Source organism: Azospirillum endophyticum (assembly GCF_016595245.1).
GTDB lineage: Bacteria > Pseudomonadota > Alphaproteobacteria > Azospirillales > Azospirillaceae > Azospirillum > Azospirillum endophyticum.
This window is the reverse complement of record NZ_JAENHM010000044.1, coordinates 247,567-264,967: the sequence shown is the minus strand read 5'-3', so window position 1 is coordinate 264,967 and position 17,401 is coordinate 247,567. Positions and strand designations below refer to the sequence as shown.

Here is a 17,401-nt window from a genome sequence, read left to right as displayed (position 1 = left end):
AAATCGAACCTGAATCTGCTCCCTCCCCATTATTTGACTCCGCTTGTGATTATCAGCGGTCATTTGGGAGTCATGAAGCGGTTATTTATGAAATCTCGTTCATGGTCTTCGGTGATGGTGGATGTCCCCGGTGATGATACGTGCGGGGCCGGGACTCCTGCGCGGAAAATTCGCGGCCCCACGATGGTCACACCGGCCCCCCAATGGCGATCATCCCTTCAACGCGGCCTCCAGCCCGGCGGCGATGCCCAGCAGGCTGCGGTCGCCGCCGCGCCGGCCCATCGCCGTCAGGCCGACGGGCAATCCTTCTGCCGGCACCGGCAGGGAGATGGCCGGCAGGTCGAACAGGTTGGCGACGCGGGTGTTGCGCAGCAGCGCCATGTTGACGCGGTGGAAGCTTGCGTCCTCCAGCACCTCGGCGATGGCGGGGGCGGTCAACGGCACCGTCGGCAGCAGCAGGACCGGATGGCGGGTCAGCCGGTCGTCCATCCGGCGGATCAGGTCGGCGCGTCGGCGCTGCATGCGGACGTAATCGGCGGCCGGAGCCTTGCCACCGGCCTCGATCCGCGCGCGGGTCTTGGGATCGATGCCGTCGAGTGCCGTGATGCCGAGATCGGCCAGGGTCGCCGCCAGCTCGATGGCGGTGAAGACGCCGATGCGGTCCAGCTCGGCCAGGGCATCGAGTTCCGCGTCGATGGAACCGTCGACGATGTGCGCCCCGGCGGCGCGCAGCCGGTCCAGCGCCGCCTCGAAGGCGGTGGCGACGGCAGGCTCGACGCCGTCGAACAACCGGCCGCGCGGCACCAGGAAGGATTGTCCCGCGACCGGAAAAGAAGCGGGCGCCGGGTCGCCGTCGGACAGGACGGCGTCCAGCAAGGCCGCGTCGGCGACGGTCGAGGCGATGGGACCGATGACGTCGAGCGTCGGGGACAACGGAAAGGCACCCTCGGCCGGCAGGCGACCGGTGGAGGGCTTGAAGCCGACCGCCCCCGACAGGGCCGCCGGGATGCGCAGCGATCCGCCGGTGTCGCTGCCCAGCGCGATCTCCGCCATGCCGTCGACCACCGAGATCGCCGCCCCCGACGAGGAGCCGCCCGGCACCCGCGAACGGTCCCGCGGGTTCCCGGGATTGCCGCAATGGGGATTGATGCCGACGGCGGAAAAGGCGAATTCGGTCATGTGGGTCCGGCCGACGATGACGGCGCCCGCCGCCCGCAGCCGGGCCACCGCGCGAGCGTCGCGCCCGGCGGGGGAGCGGCCGCGCAGGATGGCGGATCCGGCCATGGTGGTGTCGCCCGCCACGTCGAACAGCGACTTGACCGAGACGATCCGCCCGTCGAGCGGCCCCAACGCCCGGCCCGCGGCCAGCCGGCGGTCGCTGGCCGCCGCCGCGGCGCGTGCCTCGTCGGCATAGAGTTCGGTGAAGACCAGGGCGCCCTGCCGCTGCGGATCGGCGATCCGGACGAGCGCCGCCTCCAGCTGGTCGGAAGCGGAGGCGTGGGCGGCGGGCGGCACGGACATGGCAGGCTCCTGACGGGTCATGGGACGAGGCGCGCATCGGCGGAAACGCCCCATCGCATGTGCCACATCGGCGCCGGATTGGCGACCGTGATGATGCGGTCCAAGGGGGCGGGGCGGGTGAACTCCGCCCCGTCCCCCTGGGCGGCGTCAGGCCGCGGCGCTGGCGCGGACGACCGAGCGGGAGAAACTGCGGCGCCCGTCGACCGCCACCGGCGCCGCGCCGGCGACGGTCACCCGGCGGACGACGCGGGGCTGGTCGCCGTAATCGTCGACGGCGCGGTGCTGGGTGGTGCGGTTGTCCCAGATCGCCACGTCGCCCGGGCTCCAGCGCCAGCGCACGACATTCTCCGGGCGGGTGGCATGGCTCTGGAACAGGTCGAGCAGCAGGCGGGAGTCGGTGCTGGTCAGCCCGACGATCTTCTGGCTGAAATGGCCGAGGATCAGCGCCTTCACCCCGCTTTCGGCATGGACATGGACCAGCGGATGCTCCGTCTCGTAGCGGGTGGAGGTGAAGACGGTCTGGTAGCGGTGCAGCGCCTGTTCCGACCGGTTCTGACGGTCGCCGACATAGTCGTAGACGTTGGAATGCACCACCCACAGCTTCTCCGCCAGTTCGCGCAGCGGCTCCGGCAACTCGTCGTAGGCGGACACGTTGTCGGCCCACAAGGTGTCGCCGCCGCGCTCGGGCGCCACGACGCTGCGCAGGATCGAGATCGACGGGTAATCCGGCAGGAAGGTGACGTCGGCATGCCAGGAGCTGGCACGCTCGCCGCGGCTGCCGTCGACGTCCAGCACATGCTCCGTTCCCGCCAGCGACGGCACCGTCGGGTGGGAGACCAGATCGCCGAACAGCCGGCCGAAGGCCTCCTGTTCCGCCTCGTCGAGATGGGTCTGGCCGCGGAAGAACAGGACCTTGTGTGCGGTCAGTGCCTGCCGGATGGCGCGGATGGTGGCGGGCTGCAGGTCGCCCGACAGGCGGAAGCCTTGCACCTCCGCCCCGATGCGTCCGCCGATCGGGCGGATGTCGAGGCCGAAGCCGGCCAGAGTGGAATCGGAACGGGCATCGATATCGGCGGTCAGGGTCGTCATGTTGGGAAGGTCCTTATCGTCGGGTGTGGGATTGGGACGGGGAAATGGGAGCCGGCGGGGGTCAGGCGGCGTGCCGGACGGGCGGCGGGGCATGGCCGGCGCCGAGTTCGGCCAGCACGGCTTCGCGCAGGCGGACGAAGGCGGGGTCGGCACGGTCATGCCCGAGGCCCGGGCCGGGAGGGCCACCGTCTTCCGTCAGGGGCAGGCGGCCGGCGGGGATGACGCTGGCGATCCGGCCGGGGCGCGGGTGCATCACCACCACGCGGTCGCCCAGATACAGCGCCTCCTCGACGTCGTGGGTGACGAGGATGGCGGTGATGCCTTCGGCCCGGACGATGCGCAGAAGCTCAGCCTGCAGATGGCTGCGGGTCAGGGCGTCCAGCGCGCCGAAGGGTTCGTCCAGCAGCAGGATCCGCGGACGGGCGACCAGGGCGCGGGCGATGGCGACCCGCTGCGACATGCCGCCGGACAGCTGCGACGGATAGGCCTTGGCGAAGGCGCCCAGCCCGACCAGCTCCAGATGCTCCCGCACCAGCCTGCGCTTGTCCGCCGTGGGGTGGGCTGATTTCAGCAGGCCGAGCGCCACATTCTCTTCCGCCGTCAGCCAGGGGAACAGGCGGTGCTCCTGGAAGACGATGGCGCGGTCCAGGCCGGGACGAGCGACCGGGCGGCCGTCCAGCAGGATCTCGCCGTCGAACTGGCGTTCCAGCCCGACGATCAGCCGCAGCAGGGTCGACTTGCCGCAGCCGGACGCGCCGACGATGGAGACGAACTCGCCCGGCGCCACCGACAGGCCGATGTCCTGCAGGGCGGTGAAGGGGGTGCCCGACACGCGGTAGCGCTTGGTCAGCCCGCGGATCTCCAGCGCTCCGCGCGCCGCGGCGTGATGGATGATGTCGGCCATGATGGAAACGCTCCTTTCAAGCTCAGCTTTCCAACTCAGCGGTGGCGCCAGCGCAGGGCACGGGCCTCCAGCCGGGTGGCGAGGGTGTTGAGGGCGAGGCCGATCAGCCCCAGCAGCAGGACGCCGAGCAGGACGAGGTCCATGTGGAAATGCTCGCGCCCCTCGGTCATCAGCCCGCCGATGCCGGGGCCGACGGTCATGAAGTATTCGGCCCCCACCGTGGCGAGCCAGGCGTTGATCAGCCCCAGATGCAGCCCGGCGAAGATGGCGGGCAGCGCCGCCGGCAGGATCACCAGCCGCAGGCTGCGCCAGCGGCCGAACTCCAGCACCCGGGCCACCTCCATCAGCTTGGGCGGTGCGGCGCGGGCGCCCTCCCATGTGTTGACGGCGACGGGCGTGAAGGCGGCGAGCGCGATGAAGGCGACCTTTGCCGCCTCCCCCACCCCGAACCACACCGAGATCAGCGGGATCCAGGCGAAGATCGCGATCTGCTTGACGGCGTTGAAGCTGGGGCCGATCAGCCGGTCGGCCGGCCGCGACAGGCCGAGCGCCAGTCCGGCGACGATCCCGGCAAGGCTGCCGATGGCGAAGCCGGCGATGTCGCGGGCGAGGCTGGCCGCGACGTCGACCGCGAGCCGTCCCTCGACCAGCTCACGCCCGGCACGCCCGGCGACGGCCAGCAGGGAGGGGAGAAGCTTCGGGTCGACGAGGCCGCTGCGGCTGGCGATCTCCCACCCCGCTAGCAGGACCAGCACCGGGACCAGACCGTTGAGGTGGGCCGGGAGGCGGCGGGAGGACGGAGCGATGGCGAGGTCGGGCGTGCTCATGATCCGGCCAGCTCCCATCGTTGCAGGCGGCGTTCCACCCGCGAGAGCGTCCAGTCCAGCGCGAAGCCGACCAGCCCGACCACCAGCATGGCGGCGATCACCATGTCCAGCTGGAACAGCTGGCGGCCCCACACCATCAGGTATCCCAGCCCCTCCGACGAGGCGAGCAGCTCCACCGCCACCAACGCCAGCCAGGCGCTGGTCAGGCCGTAGCGCACGCCGGTGAAGATCGACGGTACCGCCGCCGGCAGGACGATCCGCGTCAACGTCGCCCAGCGGTCGAAGGCCAGGACTGCCCCGACCTCGCGCAGACTGTCGGGAACGTTGCGGATGCCCTTGTGGGTGTTCAGCGCCACCGGGATCAGCGCCGCCTTGGCGATGATCAGCAGCTTCAACCCCTCGTCGATGCCGACCAGCAGCATCAGCACGGGAATCCAGCCGAGCGGCGGCACCTGGGCCAGTGCGGTGAAGAGCGGCTCGACGCTGCGGCGGACCCGGGGCGACAGCCCCATGGCGATGCCGAGCAGAAGGCCCAAGGTGCCGCCGAGCGCGAAGCCCTGCACCACGCGCAGCAGGCTGATGCTGGTGTGGAACCACAGGTCCCCATTGCCGGCGAGCTCGGCCAGGGTGGCGGCCACTTGGTCCGGCGCCGGCAGGATCTGGGCCGGCAGCCAGCCCAGCCGCGACGACAGCGTCCACAGCCCGAGCAGGGCCAGCGGGAAGGCAAGCGCTTCCAGGGCGTACAATGCGGGGCGCAGCAAGGCGCCAAGCGGCTTCGGGTCGATCTCCACCGGCAGATCCAGCCGCCCGTTGCCGGCGATCAGAGCGGATTCGTGCAGGGCAGATTCAGGGGCGACACGGCTCAGTTCGAGGTTCGTCATGCGGCGAACTCCTCCGATCGGCGGGGTGTCACTGCGCCGCCGTCTGCTGATGCCCTTTGGCGTCATAGCGTTTCCAGGTGCCGGCCAGCCCCAGTTCGGCGACGGCGCGGTCGACATAGGCGGGCTCGAACCAGCCGTCGATCCGCACGTCGCCGCGCACCAGCCGGTACCCCTTGGCCCGCTCCGCCTGATCGCGGTAGGCGGCGATGAGGAAGTCGTCGATCAGCGGGCTGTTGCGGTAACCCAGCGCCTGCCCGTCGAAATCGGCGCGGAAGGTTTCGGCCGGGATGCCCGACTTGGCCCATTCCGCGAAGACCGCCTCGCGGTTGGCCTCGTCCGACGCCCAGGCCGCGGCCTTCACCAGTGCCTTCACCACGCGATAGGTGACGTCGGGATGGGCCTGTTCGAACGCCTCTGTCACCAGCAGGTGCGAATGGCGGGTGAAGGCCGGATCGTCGCCGCGGGTGCTGTAGACCACCTTGGCGACGCCCTGGGCGTCGAGCGCCAGATAATCGGCCTGCCCGAACGCCGCGTCGATGTCACCGGTGGCGAGTGCCGCCGTGGCGGTGGCGAAGTCCATGTTGATGAACTTGATGTCGCGTTCGGTTAGGCCGTGGGCGGCCAGCAGCTTGTCGGTCGCCAGTTGCAGGTTGGTGCCGCGGAACTGCGCCACCTTGCGGCCCTTCAAATCGGCGATCGACCGGATGCCCGATTTCGGCGCCACCGCCAGATAGAGGTTCGAGCGCAGGCCGCTGGCCGCCAGGATCCTGGTCTTCAGCCCGTTGGAACGGCCGACCAGCGACGGCAGGTCGCCCTGCAAAGCGAAGTCGAGCTGGCCATTGGCGATCGCCTCGTTCACCGCGGGGCCGGCGCCCTTGAAGAAGGACCAGTCGAGCGTGACGTCGGGGGCGTTCCTGAACTCTTCCGCCAGGATATCCCTGGAATGCAGGAGTGCCGCGGTGTTGCCGCTGCCGAACTGGCGGTTGCCCACCCCGACCTGGGCGAAGCCGAAGCGGATGGTGACCGGTTCGGCGAAGGCGCTTCCGGCGGCCGTGACGACCGTCAGCACGGCGGCTGCGGCCATGACCGTGCGGGAGATCCGTTTTGCGAATGGTTTCATGGGCTGATCACCTTTGAAATCGGTGCAGGTCTCCCGGTGCGGCGGGCAGCATCGCGCACGCCGTCATGGCGGGGGATGGCGCGGCCGCGGATGGCGGTCGCGCATCGGGTGACCGGATAGAGAGGATCGGAGGCGCGCGCCCGGCGTCAGGCACAGGGATTCAGTTGCCCGGATTCAGACGCGATCCTCCGCCACAAAGCGTCAGGCGCAGGACTTCAGGCCTGAAGCCTCACGCGCAGCAGCGACAACAGGGCACCGATGCGGTCGGAACGCGGGGAGACGGGAGGAAAACTGGGAATGCGACCAAGGACATGTCCGGTCACTCCTTCGACGAATCCACGACCGGGATCGTGGCGCTTTAGCGTTTGGTGACGCGGCGCAAGCTGCTGGTCAAATTGCCGCGGCGGCTCCAGAAGCGGGCTCGCCCTTATTCTCTATATTTTTGATGGGTTATGAGTCAATGAAGAAAATTCTCTAGTGTGAAAAGAAAATGAATCCTACTTTGGTAAGGGTATTTGCCCTTCGGCCGATGGCGCGTGTCCGGACCCTGTGATATGCAGGGGAGAACGAAGCGGACCGAGCAGACACACGGCCGACGCGAATCCCCTTGCCGATCGGGGCCTGACGGGCCGAACCCAGGGGAACAGACGCCAACGGCCGGCCTTTTCCGGAATGACTCACGGAAGGACGGACTCCGATGCCTGCAACGCCTCACTTCCACCCGCCCGGCGGCACTCCGCCAAGCGCCTTCACCCAGCCCGGCCAGATCGCCATCGTCGGCGCCGGCTTCACCGGCAGCCTGCTGGCGGCCCACCTGCTGCGCGGCGCCCAGGCGCCGCTGGTGGTCCACCTGATCGAATACGGGCACCGGCCGGGGACCGGCGTCGCCTATTCCACCCCCAACGGCACGCATGTCCTGAACGTCCGCGCCTATAACATGAGCGCCTATCCCGACGACCCGCGCCACTTCCTGCGCTGGCTGTGGAGCCGGGCCGAGGGACCGACGCCGGACCAGCCGATGCCGCCCAGCGGCCACGCCTTCGTCTCCCGCGGGCTGTACGGCGCCTATATCCAAGACGTGCTGGCCGAAGCGCAGGCCGAGGCCCCCGCCCATGCACAGCTGAACCTGGTCCGCGGCGAAGCGCTGGACGTCCGCACCGAAAGCCCCGCCGGCGGCCGGCCGTCGGTTCATGTCCGGCTCGGCGACGGCCGGGTGGTCAGCGCCGATGCCGCCGCCCTCTGTATCGGCAATTTCCCGCCCTCTCCGCCTTGTCTGGGGTCCGCGACCGCCGACGAGGCTTTCGCCTCCGACCGCTTCGTCGGCGACCCCTGGGATGCCGCCGCCATCGGCGGGATCGACCGGGACGCCGCCGTCGCCATCCTCGGCACCGGACTGACCATGGTCGACACGGTGCTGTCGCTGCTCGACCAGGGGCATCGCGGGCCGATCACCGCGGTGTCGCGCCGCGGCCTGCTGCCGCTGCGCCATGAGGAGACGCGGCCCTACACCTCCTTCCTGCATCCGGACGTGCTGCCCAGCACGGTGCTGGACGTGCTGATCGCCCTGAAGGCCGACGCGCGGCGGGCGGTCGCGGACGGCTACGACTGGCGGTCGGCCTTCGACGCGCTGCGACCGCACCATCACCGCATCTGGGCCCATCTGCCGATGGAGGAGCGCCGCCGCTTCCTGCGCCACGCCCGCCCCTTCTGGGAGGTGCACCGTCACCGCATGGCGCCGCAGGTGGCCGACCGCATCGCCGCCGCCCGTGCCGAAGGCCAGTTGAGCATCCTGCAAGGCCGCTTGAAGGACGCGGCGCTCAACGCCGGCGGGCTGGACCTGCGCATCGCCGAGCGCGGCGGCACGGCGGAGCGGCTGCTGAGCGTGGGCGCGCTGATCAACGCCACCGGCACCAACTGCGACTATACCCGCATCCGTCATCCGCTGGTGCGGTCGCTGCTGGACCGCGGGCTCGCCCGGCCGGACGCATTGCGGCTGGGGCTGGACGTGACGGAAAGCGGTGCGGTGATCGCCGCCGACGGCACCCCCTCCCCGCGCCTGCTGGCCTTCGGCCCGGTCGCCAAGGCCCCCTTCTGGGAAATGACCGCCGTGCCGGAGCTGCGCAGCCAATGCGCCGAGGCGGCCCGCCGCATCCTGGGCGGGACGGCCGGAGGGGTGGTGATGCCCGGACAAGCGGCCTTGCCGGGCATGCCGACGCTGGAGTTCCCGGAGCCGCGGCGGATGTGATGGCGGGGGGCGAGACGGCGGAAGCCCGTCACCGCGCCTTCGGCAGCGGCGGCGCATAGCCGCCGGCCTTGCTGGTGCGCAGGCCCAGGGCCGCCAGCCCCTCCACCAGCTTCACGGCGGCGGTGACGCCGTCCACCACCGGCAGCCCCATCTCGCCGCTCAAGGACCGGGCGAGGTCGGCCATGCCGGCGCAGCCGAGCACGATGGTCTCGGCGCCGTCCTGCTCCATGGCCCGGCGGATCTCGGCCCGCACCCGCTCGACCGCACCCGACGCCGGGTCCTCCAGCGCCAGAACCGGCACGCCCGCCGCCCGGATGGTGCAGCGGCCGGCCATGCCGTAGCGCTGGGCCAGCCGTTCCAGCGCCGGGACGGAACGGGCCAGCGTCGTCACCACGCTGAACCGGCCGCCCAGCAGCCCGGCCGTCTGCATCGCCGCCTCGCAGATGCCGATGACGGGTGCATCGGCGAGGCTGCGGGCGGCGTCGAGCCCGACATCGTCGAAGCAGGCGATCACCGTGCCGGCGATGTCGCTCTCTTGCTGGTGCCGCCCGATCTCCGCCAGCAAGCCGGGGACGGCCAACGCCTCGTCGTAATAGCCTTCGATGCTGGCGGGACCGCCGGGCGGGTTGACGGCGAGGATCTCGGTGCCGGGGGCGGCGACCTTGCTGGCGGCGGCACCGATCCGTGCGGTCATGGACGCGGTGCTGTTGGGATTGACGACCAGGATACGCATGTCTCGGAAATCCTTATCGGCTGCTTCGGCGCAGGCGATGGCGGCGCAGCGCGATCAGGCCGAGCAGGAACAGGCCGATCACGGTGAAGGAGAAGACCGTCGTCAGCGACCCCAGCGCATACAGCACCGGCGTGGTGACGTTGGTGGTCATGCCGTAGATCTCCAGCGGCAGCGTGTTGAAGCTGCCGGCGGTCATCAGCGTGCGGGCGAACTCGTCGTAGGACAGGGTGAAGCCGAACAGCCCGACGCCGATCAGGCTGGGCAGCAGGATCGGCAGCACGACATGGCGCACCGTCTGCCAGGGCGTGGCGCCAAGGTCGCGCGCCGCCTCCTCATAGGCCGGGTTGAAGCGGTTGAAGATGGCGAAGACGATCAGCAGGCCGAAGGGCAGCGTCCAGGTCAGATGCGCGCCCAATGCCGAGCTATACCAGGCCGGCTCCAGCCCCAGGATGTTGAAGAACAGGCCGATGCCCAGGCTGACCAGGATCGACGGCACGATCAGGCTGGCGATGGCCAGGTAGAACAGGGCGCCGCTGCCGCGGAAGCGGCGGCGGAAGGCGAAGCCGGCCAGCACCGAAAACAGCACGGTCAGCACCATCACCATCAGCCCCAGCGCGATGGACCGCCGGAACGAACCGCCGAAATCGCCCACCGCCTGCTGTTCGAACAGGTTGCGGAACCAGTGCAGCGACACCCCGTTCATCGGGAAAGTCAGGCCGCCTTCCGGCCCCTGGAAGGACAGCACCAGGATGGTCGCGGTCGGGCCGTAGAGGAACAGCACGAACAGCGCGAAGAAGGCGCCCAGCAGGTAGAAGGACAGGCCGCGGCGGGAGGTGTTCATCACTCACAGCTCCTTGCGGATGTCGACGACGCGCAGCATCGCCACCACCATGATCAGGACGACGGCCAGCAGGACCACCGCGTTGGCGGCAGCGGCCGGGTATTGCAGCAGCGAGATCTCGTTGGCGATCATCAGCCCGATGGAGGCGCTCTGCCCGCCGCTCATCAGCCGCACGGTGATGAAGTCTCCCATCACCAGCGTGACGACGAAGATGGAGCCGATGGCGATGCCGGGCTTGCTCAGCGGCAGGATGACGTTCCACAGCGTCTGCACCGCGCTGGCACCGCCGTCGCGCGCCGCCTCGATCAGAGCGCGGTCGATGCGCATCATCGAATTGAAGATCGGCACCACCATGAACAGCGCATAGAGGTGGACGAAGGCCAGCACGACCGAGAAGTCGGAGAACAGCAGGAACTCCAGCGGCCGGTCGATGATCCCGGCGGAGATCAGCCCGGAATTCAGCAGCCCGTTGCGCCCCAGGAACGGGATCCACGAGATCATGCGGATGATGTTGGAGGTCCAGAACGGGATGGTGCAGACCAGGAACAGCAGCATCTGCCAAGTGGTGGACCGCACATGGAAGGCCAGGAAATAGGCGACCGTGAAGCCGATCCCGAGGGTTATCGCCCAGCTCAGCGCCGCGTATTTCAGCGTGTTCAGGTAGGTCTTCCAGGTGACCGGAGAGGTCAGCAGTTCCGTGTAGTTGGTCAGCACGAAGTCCGGGTAGAAGCGGACGCTGTCGTAGTCCCAGAAGCTGACGACGACGATGGTCAGGATCGGCACCAGCAGGAACAGCAGCAGCGTGACGGTCAGCGGCGCCGCCTGGAGATAGGGGGCGAGGCGCGGAGCCAAACGGACGCGCCGTGCCCTGCCGGCGGCGGCCGTGGCGGACGGTCGGGACGTTTCGGCGGTCAGGGTCATGGGCGGGGTCCTGCGGGTTGGATGATTGGGCCACTATCGCCCTCTCCCGCCCCGGGAGAGGGAGGGGACCCGCCGAAGGCGGGGAGGGTGAGGGGAAGCACAAGAATCCAAAGCCGTATGGTTCCTTGGATCACCCCTCACCCTTCCCATGCTCCGCATGGGCCCCTTCCCTCTCCCGGGACGGGAGAGGGAACTACGACTACGCCGCGATGAACTCGTTCCACTTGCGGACCATGTAGCGGTCCTCGTCCATCACCGCGTTCCAGCAGGCGACGCGGCCCATGCGGTCCTGGAACGACCCGCCGTCGCGCACGGCGCCGGCCTTCTCCATCACCTTGCCCTCGGGGCTGAGGATGTCGGCCTTGGCCGGCTGGCCTTCCATCCAGAAGGCCCATTCCTCCGGCGACATGTGCTGCTTGGCGGTGTCGAGCACCGCCGAATAATAGCCCTGGCGATTCAGATAGGCGCCGACCCAGCCCGACAGGTACCAGTTGATGTATTCGTAGGCCGCCTCCAGCTCCAGACCGCTCAGATGCTTGGCGATGCCGAGACCGCCGCCCCAGGCGCGATAGCCCTCCTTCAGCGGCTGGTAAACGCACTGGATGCCCTTGGCGCGCACGGCGGCGACGGCCGGCGACCACATCGACTGGATGATGACCTCGCCCGACGACATCAGGTTGACGCTCTCGTCGAAGGTCTTCCAGAAGGCGCGGAACTGGCCGGCCTTCTTGGCGTCGGTCATGATCTTGAGGGTCTTGTCGATCTCCTCCTTGGTCATGTTGCCCTTGTCGCCGTACTTGACCTCGCCCATCGCCTCGCAGACCATGGCGGCATCCATGATGCCGATCGACGGGATGTTCAGCAGCGACGCCTTGCCCTTGAAGGCGGGGTCGAGCAGGTCCTTCCAGCTGGAGATCGGCCGGCCGACCAGATCGGGGCGGATACCCAGCGTGTCGGCGTTGTAGATGGTCGGGATCAGCGTCATCCAGTCGGTCGGCGCCTTGGCGAACTTGGTGCTGTCCTTGCTTTCGACGAAGCCGACGGTATGGGGGGCGGTGCCCTGGGCGATGGCGCTGTCCGGCGTCAGCTTGCCGGTGATGAAGATCGGGACGATCTTGTCGAAGTTCTTGATCTTCTTGACCTCCATCGGCTGCATGACGCCGGCCGGGAACACCTTCTTGCCGATCCAGTATTCGATGTCGGCGATGTCGTAGGATTTCGGCTGGGTCACCGCGCGCTGCGTCACCGCATCGGAATCGAGCGCCGTCATCTGCAGGGTGAAGCCCAGATCCTCCTTCACCTTATCGGCGACGGCGTTCAGGTTCGACACGCCGGTGCCGAACTGGCGCAGCGTGACGTTCTTGATGTTCTGCGCCCAGATGGTCGGGAAGCCGGTGATGGCGCCGGAGCCGACGGCGGCGCCGGCCACGGCGGCGGTGCCCTTCAGCAGGGTGCGGCGGCTGACGCCGGCCGACGGCGTCGCGGACTTCGAAGGAGCACGGGTGTCGGTCATCGCTGAGCCTCCAGTCTGTTCGTCTGTTTGTTTTTGATGAGCGCTTTTGGGGGAAATGGTCAGGCCAGCAGCGGGTGGACGTCCCGCCGGCCCCAGCCGGCGCGCACGCGGTCGCCCACGCCGACCGGCGCGTCGAAATAGCGGGCCTCGTCCAGCACGACGGCAAACTCGTCGGCGCCGGCGACGTCGAGGCTGAGATGAACGGACGCGCCGTGATACTCCAGCGACCGCACCGTCCCCTCGACCTGGATATCGGTTGGCAGATCGGCCCCGCCCAATTGGATGCGGTCGGTGCGCACGGCGCAACGGCCGGCGTCCGTGCCCCCGATCGCGCCGCCTTCGATCACGTTGTGCCCGCCGATGAAGCGGGCGACGAAGGCGGTGCGCGGCTGGTTGAACAGCTCGCGCGGCGGCCCGGCTTGCTCGATGCGGCCCTGGTTCATCACCACGGCGAGATCGGCCAGCGCCATCGCCTCGGTCTGGCTGTGGGTGACGTGGATGAAGGTGATGCCGATGTCGCGGTGCAGGCGCTTCAGCTCCTCCCGCATGCGCACGCGCAGGAAGGGGTCGAGCGCCGACAGCGGTTCGTCCAGCAGCAGCACGCCCGGCCGGGTGATCAGCGCGCGGGCCAGCGCCACGCGCTGCTGCTGGCCGCCCGACAGCTGCGACGGCAGGCGGCCGGCATATTTGCCCATGTCGACGAGGTCGAGCATCTCACCGGCCCGCCGCCGCCGCTCTTCCTTCGGCACCCCCTTCATCTTCAGGCTGAAGGCGACGTTGTCGGTGCAGTCCAGATGCGGGAACAGGGCGTAGCTCTGGAACATCATCGCCGTGCCGCGCTTGGCCGGCGGATCGTCGTTCACCACCGCGTCGCCGATCAGCAGGTCGCCGTCGGTGATGTCCTCGTGCCCGGCGATCATCCGCAGGGTGGAGGTCTTGCCGCAGCCGCTCGGCCCCAGCAGGCAGCAATAGGAACCGGCGGCGATCCTGAGGTCGATGCCGTCCACCGCGACGGTCGCGCCATAGGCCTTGCGCAGCTTCACCAGCTCGACCGTCGAACCTGCCGTCATCGAAGGGCCTCCAGAATTGTGAACAATCCATGCGCTCGTTTGTGACCGGTTAGCTTTCTGCATGTTGCGTGCCAGCGGCTGGATGGCGCAAAGCGGCCGGATTTGCGGACAGCTTCAGCGCATTGGATCGGCAATTGTGCAGACATTCGGCGTGATGATGCCGATTTGGGCAGTCCCGGCTGCGGCGATCATCATCGCGCCGCCCAACCGATTGCGGCTTCCCTGCTGGCCCGCTTTGTGCACAATCTTCGGTGCATCTCCCGCACACCGACAAAAGCACCCCCTCCGTCCATGACGACCGCCTCTTCCGCCAAGACGCCCCGCCGCGAACCCCGCGCCCGCACCGGCACCCGCACCGGCACCCGCAGCGGCGCCGAAGCCCGCATCGTCCGCAGCATCGGGGAGGCCATCGCCGACCGCCGCCTGCCGCCCGGCACCAAGCTGACGGAGGAAAGCCTGGCCGAAGCCTTCGGCGTCAGCCGCGAGCGGGTGCGCAAGGTGCTGCTTCTGCTGGCGCAGCGGCGGGTGGTGACGCTGATCCCCAACCGCGGCGCCTTCGTCGCGAAGCCGACGCCGAAAGAGGCGCGCGAGGTGTTCGAGGCGCGGCACATCATCGAACGCGCGATCATGGAGCGGCTCGAACGCCTGCCCCGCCCCCTGCCCGCCGACCTGCTGGCGAGGCTGCGCGACCATGGAGCGTTGGAGGATGCGGCGGAGCGGGATGGCGACCGCAAGGCGATGATCCGGCTGTCCGGCCATTTCCATCTGCTGCTGGCCGAATTCGCCGGCAACGCGACGCTGTCCGGCATCCTGACCGACCTGATCGACCGCTCCAGCCTCGCCATCGCGGCGTTCGAACGGCGGTCGTCGCACACCTGCTCCGCCGGCGATCACCGCCGCCTGATCGCCGCGCTGATCAACAACCGGCCGGGCGAGGCGACCGCGCTGATGATCGATCATCTGGACGAGGTCGAGCGCCAACTGGATCTGGAGGCGAAGACCGACGCCCGCATCGATCTGAAGGCGATCTTCGCCGACGAACCGGAAACGGCCTGACGGCACGGAGATCCCGAAATGCGGAAAGCCCCGGTTCCGCGAGGAGCCGGGGCTTTCCTATGTCGAGGCCAGGGTGCCTGCGATCAGACCCGCACACCCGCCGACGCGTTCAGCGAATCCTGGATCTCGCCGGCCAGCTGGTCGGCGATCGGACCGACGATCACCTGGACCGAATTGGCCGACGGCTTCACCACGCCGCGGGCGCCGATCCGTTTCAGCTCCACCTCGTTCACCCGGCTGGCGTCGGCGACGTTCAGGCGCAGGCGGGTGGTGCAGGCCTCGACCGACCGCAGGTTGCCGGCGCCGCCGAGCGCGGCGACATAGGCGCCGGCCCGGTCGCTGACCGGCGCAAGCCCGGGGGCGGGGACCCGGACACCGGCGCCGGCCGGCGCTTGCCCGGCGGGAATGGCGATGTCGTCGCGGCCCAGCGTCTTCAGGTCGAAGCGCTGGATGACGAAGCGGAACAGCCCGTAATAGATGGCGAAATAAGCGGCACCGATCGGCAGCAGCAGGATCGGGTTGGTCGCCTTGCCGTAGTTCAGCACATAGTCGAACAGCCCGGCCGAGAAGCCGAATCCCAGCTTCACGTTCAGCACGTCCATCAGCACCATCGACAGGCCGGTCAGCACGGCATGGACGGCGAACAGCACCGGTGCCAGGAAGATGAAGGCGAATTCCACCGGCTCGGTCACCCCGGTCAGGAAGGCGGTCAGCGCCATCGACAGCAGCACGCCGCCGACCGCCGCGCGGTTCTCCGGCTTGGCGGTGTGGTACATGGCGAGGCAGGCGGCGGGCAGGCCGAACATCATCACCGGGAAGAAGCCGGCCATGAAGGCGCCGGCCGTCGGATCGCCCTTGAAGAAGCGGTTCAGGTCGCCGGTGACGCCCTGGTAGTCGCCCAGCAGGAACCAGGCGATGTTGTTGATGATGTGGTGCAGGCCGGTGATGATCAGGATGCGGTTCAGCACGCCGTAGAGGAACAGGCCGAACTCGCCCAGGCCGAGCACACCGGTGGTCAGCGCGGTCAGGCCGGAATCGACGACCGGCCAGCCATAGCCGAAGACCAGCGCGATCCCCAGCGCCGCCAGGCCGGTGACGATGGGCACGAAGCGCCGCCCGCCGAAGAAGGCGAGATAGTCCGGCAGCTTGATGTCCTTGTATCTGTTGTAGAGCTGGCCGGCGATGATGCCGATCAGGATACCGACCGGGATGCTGATGCGGCTCGACATCTTCGCCACCAGTTCGGGCGCGACGCCGCTCAGCACCACGGCGCCCTTCACCGCCACGAAATAGCCCACGGCGCCGGCCAGACCGGCCGCCCCGTGGTTCTCACGGGCGAAGCCGATGGCGATGCCGACGGCGAACAGGACGCCCAGGTTGGAGAAGACGGCGTCGCCCGCCGCGGCGATGAAGGCGATGTTCAGCAGGTCGGGCTGGCCGATGCGCAGCAGCAGCCCGGCGATGGGCAGCACGGCGATCGGCAGCATCAGCGCCCGCCCCAGCCTCTGGACGCCCGAAAAACGGTCGCCCGGCAAACGTTCAGCAGACATTCGGACGTCTCCCAATGAAACAGGCTCCGGCCTCACGGGGTGCCGGGCCGACATGGTGGTCGGTCGTCGGGCGGCGGGGCGCCTCCCCAAGCGCCGCTGCCCGACAGGTCTTTTTCGCTTCAGGTCTTCTTCGCTGCGCCGGGCGTTGCGGGGTACGTCACGAGGGACTTCGCCCGTTCCATCGCCCGACGCAGATTGCCGCCGGTCTCCACCAGCAGCCGGTCGATGTCGTCCGCCTCCAGCCCGGCCAGCCCCAGCACGGCACGGCGCACGTCGCCATGCCGTTCCAACGCGGTGCCGGCCGCCGTCTCGTCGACGTCGGCGATGCGGGCGACCATGGCGGTGCAGCGGCGGCGGAGCTTGGCGTTCTCCGGCCGGACATTGATCATCAGGTTGTCGTAGACATTGCCGAGCGCCGTCATGACGCCGGTCGAGAACAGGTTCAGCACCACCTTCTGCGCGGTTCCGGCGCCGAGCCGGGTGGAGCCGGCGATCACCTCCGCCCCCGTCACGGTCAGCACCGGATGCTCCACCGCGTCAAGCAGGGGGGAGCCGGCGCTGCTGGCGATGCCCATGGTCAGCGCCCCCGCCTCCCGCGCCGCGCGCAGGACGCCGACGGTGTAGGCGCTGGCGCCGCTGGCCGACAGCCCGACGACGACATCGGTCCCGGAAATCCCCGCCCGCCCGGCATCGGCACGGCCGGCCTCCTCGTCATCCTCCGCCGCCCCGGCCAGTCCGCGCGACAGGTCGAGTCCGCCGGCGATCAGCAGCACCAGCCGCCCGGCCGGCCAGTCGAAGGTCGGCCCGAGATCGAGCCCGTCGAGCGCCGCCACCATGGCCGAGGATCCGGCGCCGGCATAGACCAGCCGTCCGCGCCCGCCGGACAGTCGAGCCGCTGCGGCCTCCACGGCGGCGGCAACGGACGGCAGCGCCGGTGCGCAGGCGGCGAGCGCCCGCGTCTGTCCCTCCCACAGGGCCGTCATCAGTTCGGCGGCCGGCCACACGTCCAGCCGGCTGTACCGGTTCGCCGCATCTTCCGTGCCGCCCGACATAGTTCCGGCTCCGCTCCCGATCCGGGCATCGGCCCGGAACTCGGTGTGTCTGTGTTGGTGGTATTAGATTGGACTGTA

Annotated in this window: 15 protein-coding genes; 2 read left to right on the top strand and 13 right to left on the bottom strand. The window is 69.2% G+C overall.

The window, feature by feature from the left end; genetic code table 11:
- Positions 1–210: 210 nt before the first annotated feature.
- The 6 genes from JHL17_RS14545 to JHL17_RS14520 all read right to left on the bottom strand — a co-directional run bounded on the left by JHL17_RS14545 (position 211) and on the right by JHL17_RS14520 (position 6,342).
- Positions 211–1,521, bottom strand: coding sequence for an amidase (locus JHL17_RS14545; RefSeq protein ID WP_200194197.1), 1,311 nt, complete (start codon positions 1,519–1,521; stop codon positions 211–213).
- A 147-nt stretch (positions 1,522–1,668) separates the two neighbouring features.
- Positions 1,669–2,610: a TauD/TfdA dioxygenase family protein gene (locus JHL17_RS14540; RefSeq protein ID WP_200194196.1), complete on the bottom strand. Its 942-nt coding sequence runs from the start codon at positions 2,608–2,610 to the stop codon at positions 1,669–1,671.
- A gap of 61 nt (positions 2,611–2,671) precedes the next feature.
- The gene (locus JHL17_RS14535; RefSeq protein WP_200194195.1) at positions 2,672–3,514 is read right to left on the bottom strand and encodes an ABC transporter ATP-binding protein; all 843 of its coding nucleotides are present in this window, start codon (positions 3,512–3,514) and stop codon (positions 2,672–2,674) included.
- Positions 3,515–3,549: 35 nt separating this feature from the next.
- A complete protein-coding gene (locus tag JHL17_RS14530; protein ID WP_200194194.1) occupies positions 3,550–4,341 on the bottom strand; it encodes an ABC transporter permease in 792 nt (263 codons plus the stop codon).
- Entirely contained in the window at positions 4,338–5,222 is an 885-nt protein-coding gene (locus JHL17_RS14525) for an ABC transporter permease (RefSeq protein WP_200194193.1), read from the bottom strand. The genes JHL17_RS14530 and JHL17_RS14525 overlap by 4 nt, the downstream gene beginning before the upstream one ends.
- Positions 5,223–5,250: 28 nt before the next feature.
- Positions 5,251–6,342, bottom strand: a complete 1,092-nt coding sequence (locus tag JHL17_RS14520; protein WP_200194192.1) for an ABC transporter substrate-binding protein — start codon at positions 6,340–6,342, stop codon at positions 5,251–5,253.
- A gap of 697 nt (positions 6,343–7,039) precedes the next feature.
- Here JHL17_RS14520 and JHL17_RS14515 point away from each other — a divergent pair.
- The gene (locus JHL17_RS14515) at positions 7,040–8,587 is read left to right on the top strand and encodes an FAD/NAD(P)-binding protein (RefSeq protein WP_200194191.1); all 1,548 of its coding nucleotides are present in this window, start codon (positions 7,040–7,042) and stop codon (positions 8,585–8,587) included.
- 28 nt (positions 8,588–8,615) lie between these two features.
- Here the strand turns inward: JHL17_RS14515 and JHL17_RS14510 are convergent, their stop codons facing one another.
- The 5 genes from JHL17_RS14510 to JHL17_RS14490 form a co-directional block, all read right to left on the bottom strand.
- A complete protein-coding gene (locus tag JHL17_RS14510; protein ID WP_200194190.1) occupies positions 8,616–9,320 on the bottom strand; it encodes an aspartate/glutamate racemase family protein in 705 nt (234 codons plus the stop codon).
- 13 nt (positions 9,321–9,333) lie between these two features.
- Positions 9,334–10,161, bottom strand: coding sequence for an ABC transporter permease (locus JHL17_RS14505; protein ID WP_200194189.1), 828 nt, complete (start codon positions 10,159–10,161; stop codon positions 9,334–9,336).
- A 3-nt stretch (positions 10,162–10,164) separates the two neighbouring features.
- Positions 10,165–11,082 carry an ABC transporter permease gene (locus JHL17_RS14500; protein ID WP_200194188.1) on the bottom strand — a complete coding sequence of 306 codons (918 nt, stop codon included), beginning with the start codon at positions 11,080–11,082 and terminating at the stop codon, positions 10,165–10,167.
- A gap of 199 nt (positions 11,083–11,281) precedes the next feature.
- On the bottom strand, positions 11,282–12,595 hold the full coding sequence (locus JHL17_RS14495) for an ABC transporter substrate-binding protein (RefSeq protein WP_200194187.1): 1,314 nt from the start codon (positions 12,593–12,595) through the stop codon (positions 11,282–11,284).
- A 59-nt stretch (positions 12,596–12,654) separates the two neighbouring features.
- Positions 12,655–13,665 (bottom strand): ABC transporter ATP-binding protein, encoded by a 1,011-nt coding sequence (locus tag JHL17_RS14490; protein WP_200194186.1) that lies wholly within the window; start codon positions 13,663–13,665, stop codon positions 12,655–12,657.
- 291 nt (positions 13,666–13,956) lie between these two features.
- On the opposite strand from JHL17_RS14490, the gene JHL17_RS14485 reads away from it, so the two are divergent.
- Positions 13,957–14,721: a GntR family transcriptional regulator gene (locus tag JHL17_RS14485; RefSeq protein WP_200194184.1), complete on the top strand. Its 765-nt coding sequence runs from the start codon at positions 13,957–13,959 to the stop codon at positions 14,719–14,721.
- Positions 14,722–14,804: 83 nt separating this feature from the next.
- On the opposite strand, the gene nagE is transcribed toward JHL17_RS14485, so the two are convergent.
- On the bottom strand, positions 14,805–16,271 hold the full coding sequence (nagE, locus tag JHL17_RS14480; protein WP_200194183.1) for an N-acetylglucosamine-specific PTS transporter subunit IIBC: 1,467 nt from the start codon (positions 16,269–16,271) through the stop codon (positions 14,805–14,807).
- Between the two features lie 119 nt (positions 16,272–16,390).
- Complete coding sequence (locus tag JHL17_RS14475) at positions 16,391–17,323, bottom strand: N-acetylmuramic acid 6-phosphate etherase (protein WP_200194182.1); 933 nt, start codon at positions 17,321–17,323, stop codon at positions 16,391–16,393.
- Positions 17,324–17,401: the final 78 nt, after the last annotated feature.

Bases quoted from the DNA above. Each gene is read 5' to 3' on its own strand.
- JHL17_RS14545 (WP_200194197.1), bottom strand. From the start codon at position 1,521: ATGTCCGTGCCGCCCGCCGCCCACGCCTCCGCTTCCGACCAGCTGGAG.
- JHL17_RS14540 (WP_200194196.1), bottom strand. From the start codon at position 2,610: ATGACGACCCTGACCGCCGATATCGATGCCCGTTCCGATTCCACTCTG.
- JHL17_RS14535 (WP_200194195.1), bottom strand. From the start codon at position 3,514: ATGGCCGACATCATCCATCACGCCGCGGCGCGCGGAGCGCTGGAGATC.
- JHL17_RS14530 (WP_200194194.1), bottom strand. From the start codon at position 4,341: ATGAGCACGCCCGACCTCGCCATCGCTCCGTCCTCCCGCCGCCTCCCG.
- JHL17_RS14525 (WP_200194193.1), bottom strand. From the start codon at position 5,222: ATGACGAACCTCGAACTGAGCCGTGTCGCCCCTGAATCTGCCCTGCAC.
- JHL17_RS14520 (WP_200194192.1), bottom strand. From the start codon at position 6,342: ATGAAACCATTCGCAAAACGGATCTCCCGCACGGTCATGGCCGCAGCC.
- JHL17_RS14515 (WP_200194191.1), top strand. From the start codon at position 7,040: ATGCCTGCAACGCCTCACTTCCACCCGCCCGGCGGCACTCCGCCAAGC.
- JHL17_RS14510 (WP_200194190.1), bottom strand. From the start codon at position 9,320: ATGCGTATCCTGGTCGTCAATCCCAACAGCACCGCGTCCATGACCGCA.
- JHL17_RS14505 (WP_200194189.1), bottom strand. From the start codon at position 10,161: ATGAACACCTCCCGCCGCGGCCTGTCCTTCTACCTGCTGGGCGCCTTC.
- JHL17_RS14500 (WP_200194188.1), bottom strand. From the start codon at position 11,082: ATGACCCTGACCGCCGAAACGTCCCGACCGTCCGCCACGGCCGCCGCC.
- JHL17_RS14495 (WP_200194187.1), bottom strand. From the start codon at position 12,595: ATGACCGACACCCGTGCTCCTTCGAAGTCCGCGACGCCGTCGGCCGGC.
- JHL17_RS14490 (WP_200194186.1), bottom strand. From the start codon at position 13,665: ATGACGGCAGGTTCGACGGTCGAGCTGGTGAAGCTGCGCAAGGCCTAT.
- JHL17_RS14485 (WP_200194184.1), top strand. From the start codon at position 13,957: ATGACGACCGCCTCTTCCGCCAAGACGCCCCGCCGCGAACCCCGCGCC.
- nagE (WP_200194183.1), bottom strand. From the start codon at position 16,271: ATGTCTGCTGAACGTTTGCCGGGCGACCGTTTTTCGGGCGTCCAGAGG.
- JHL17_RS14475 (WP_200194182.1), bottom strand. From the start codon at position 17,323: ATGTCGGGCGGCACGGAAGATGCGGCGAACCGGTACAGCCGGCTGGAC.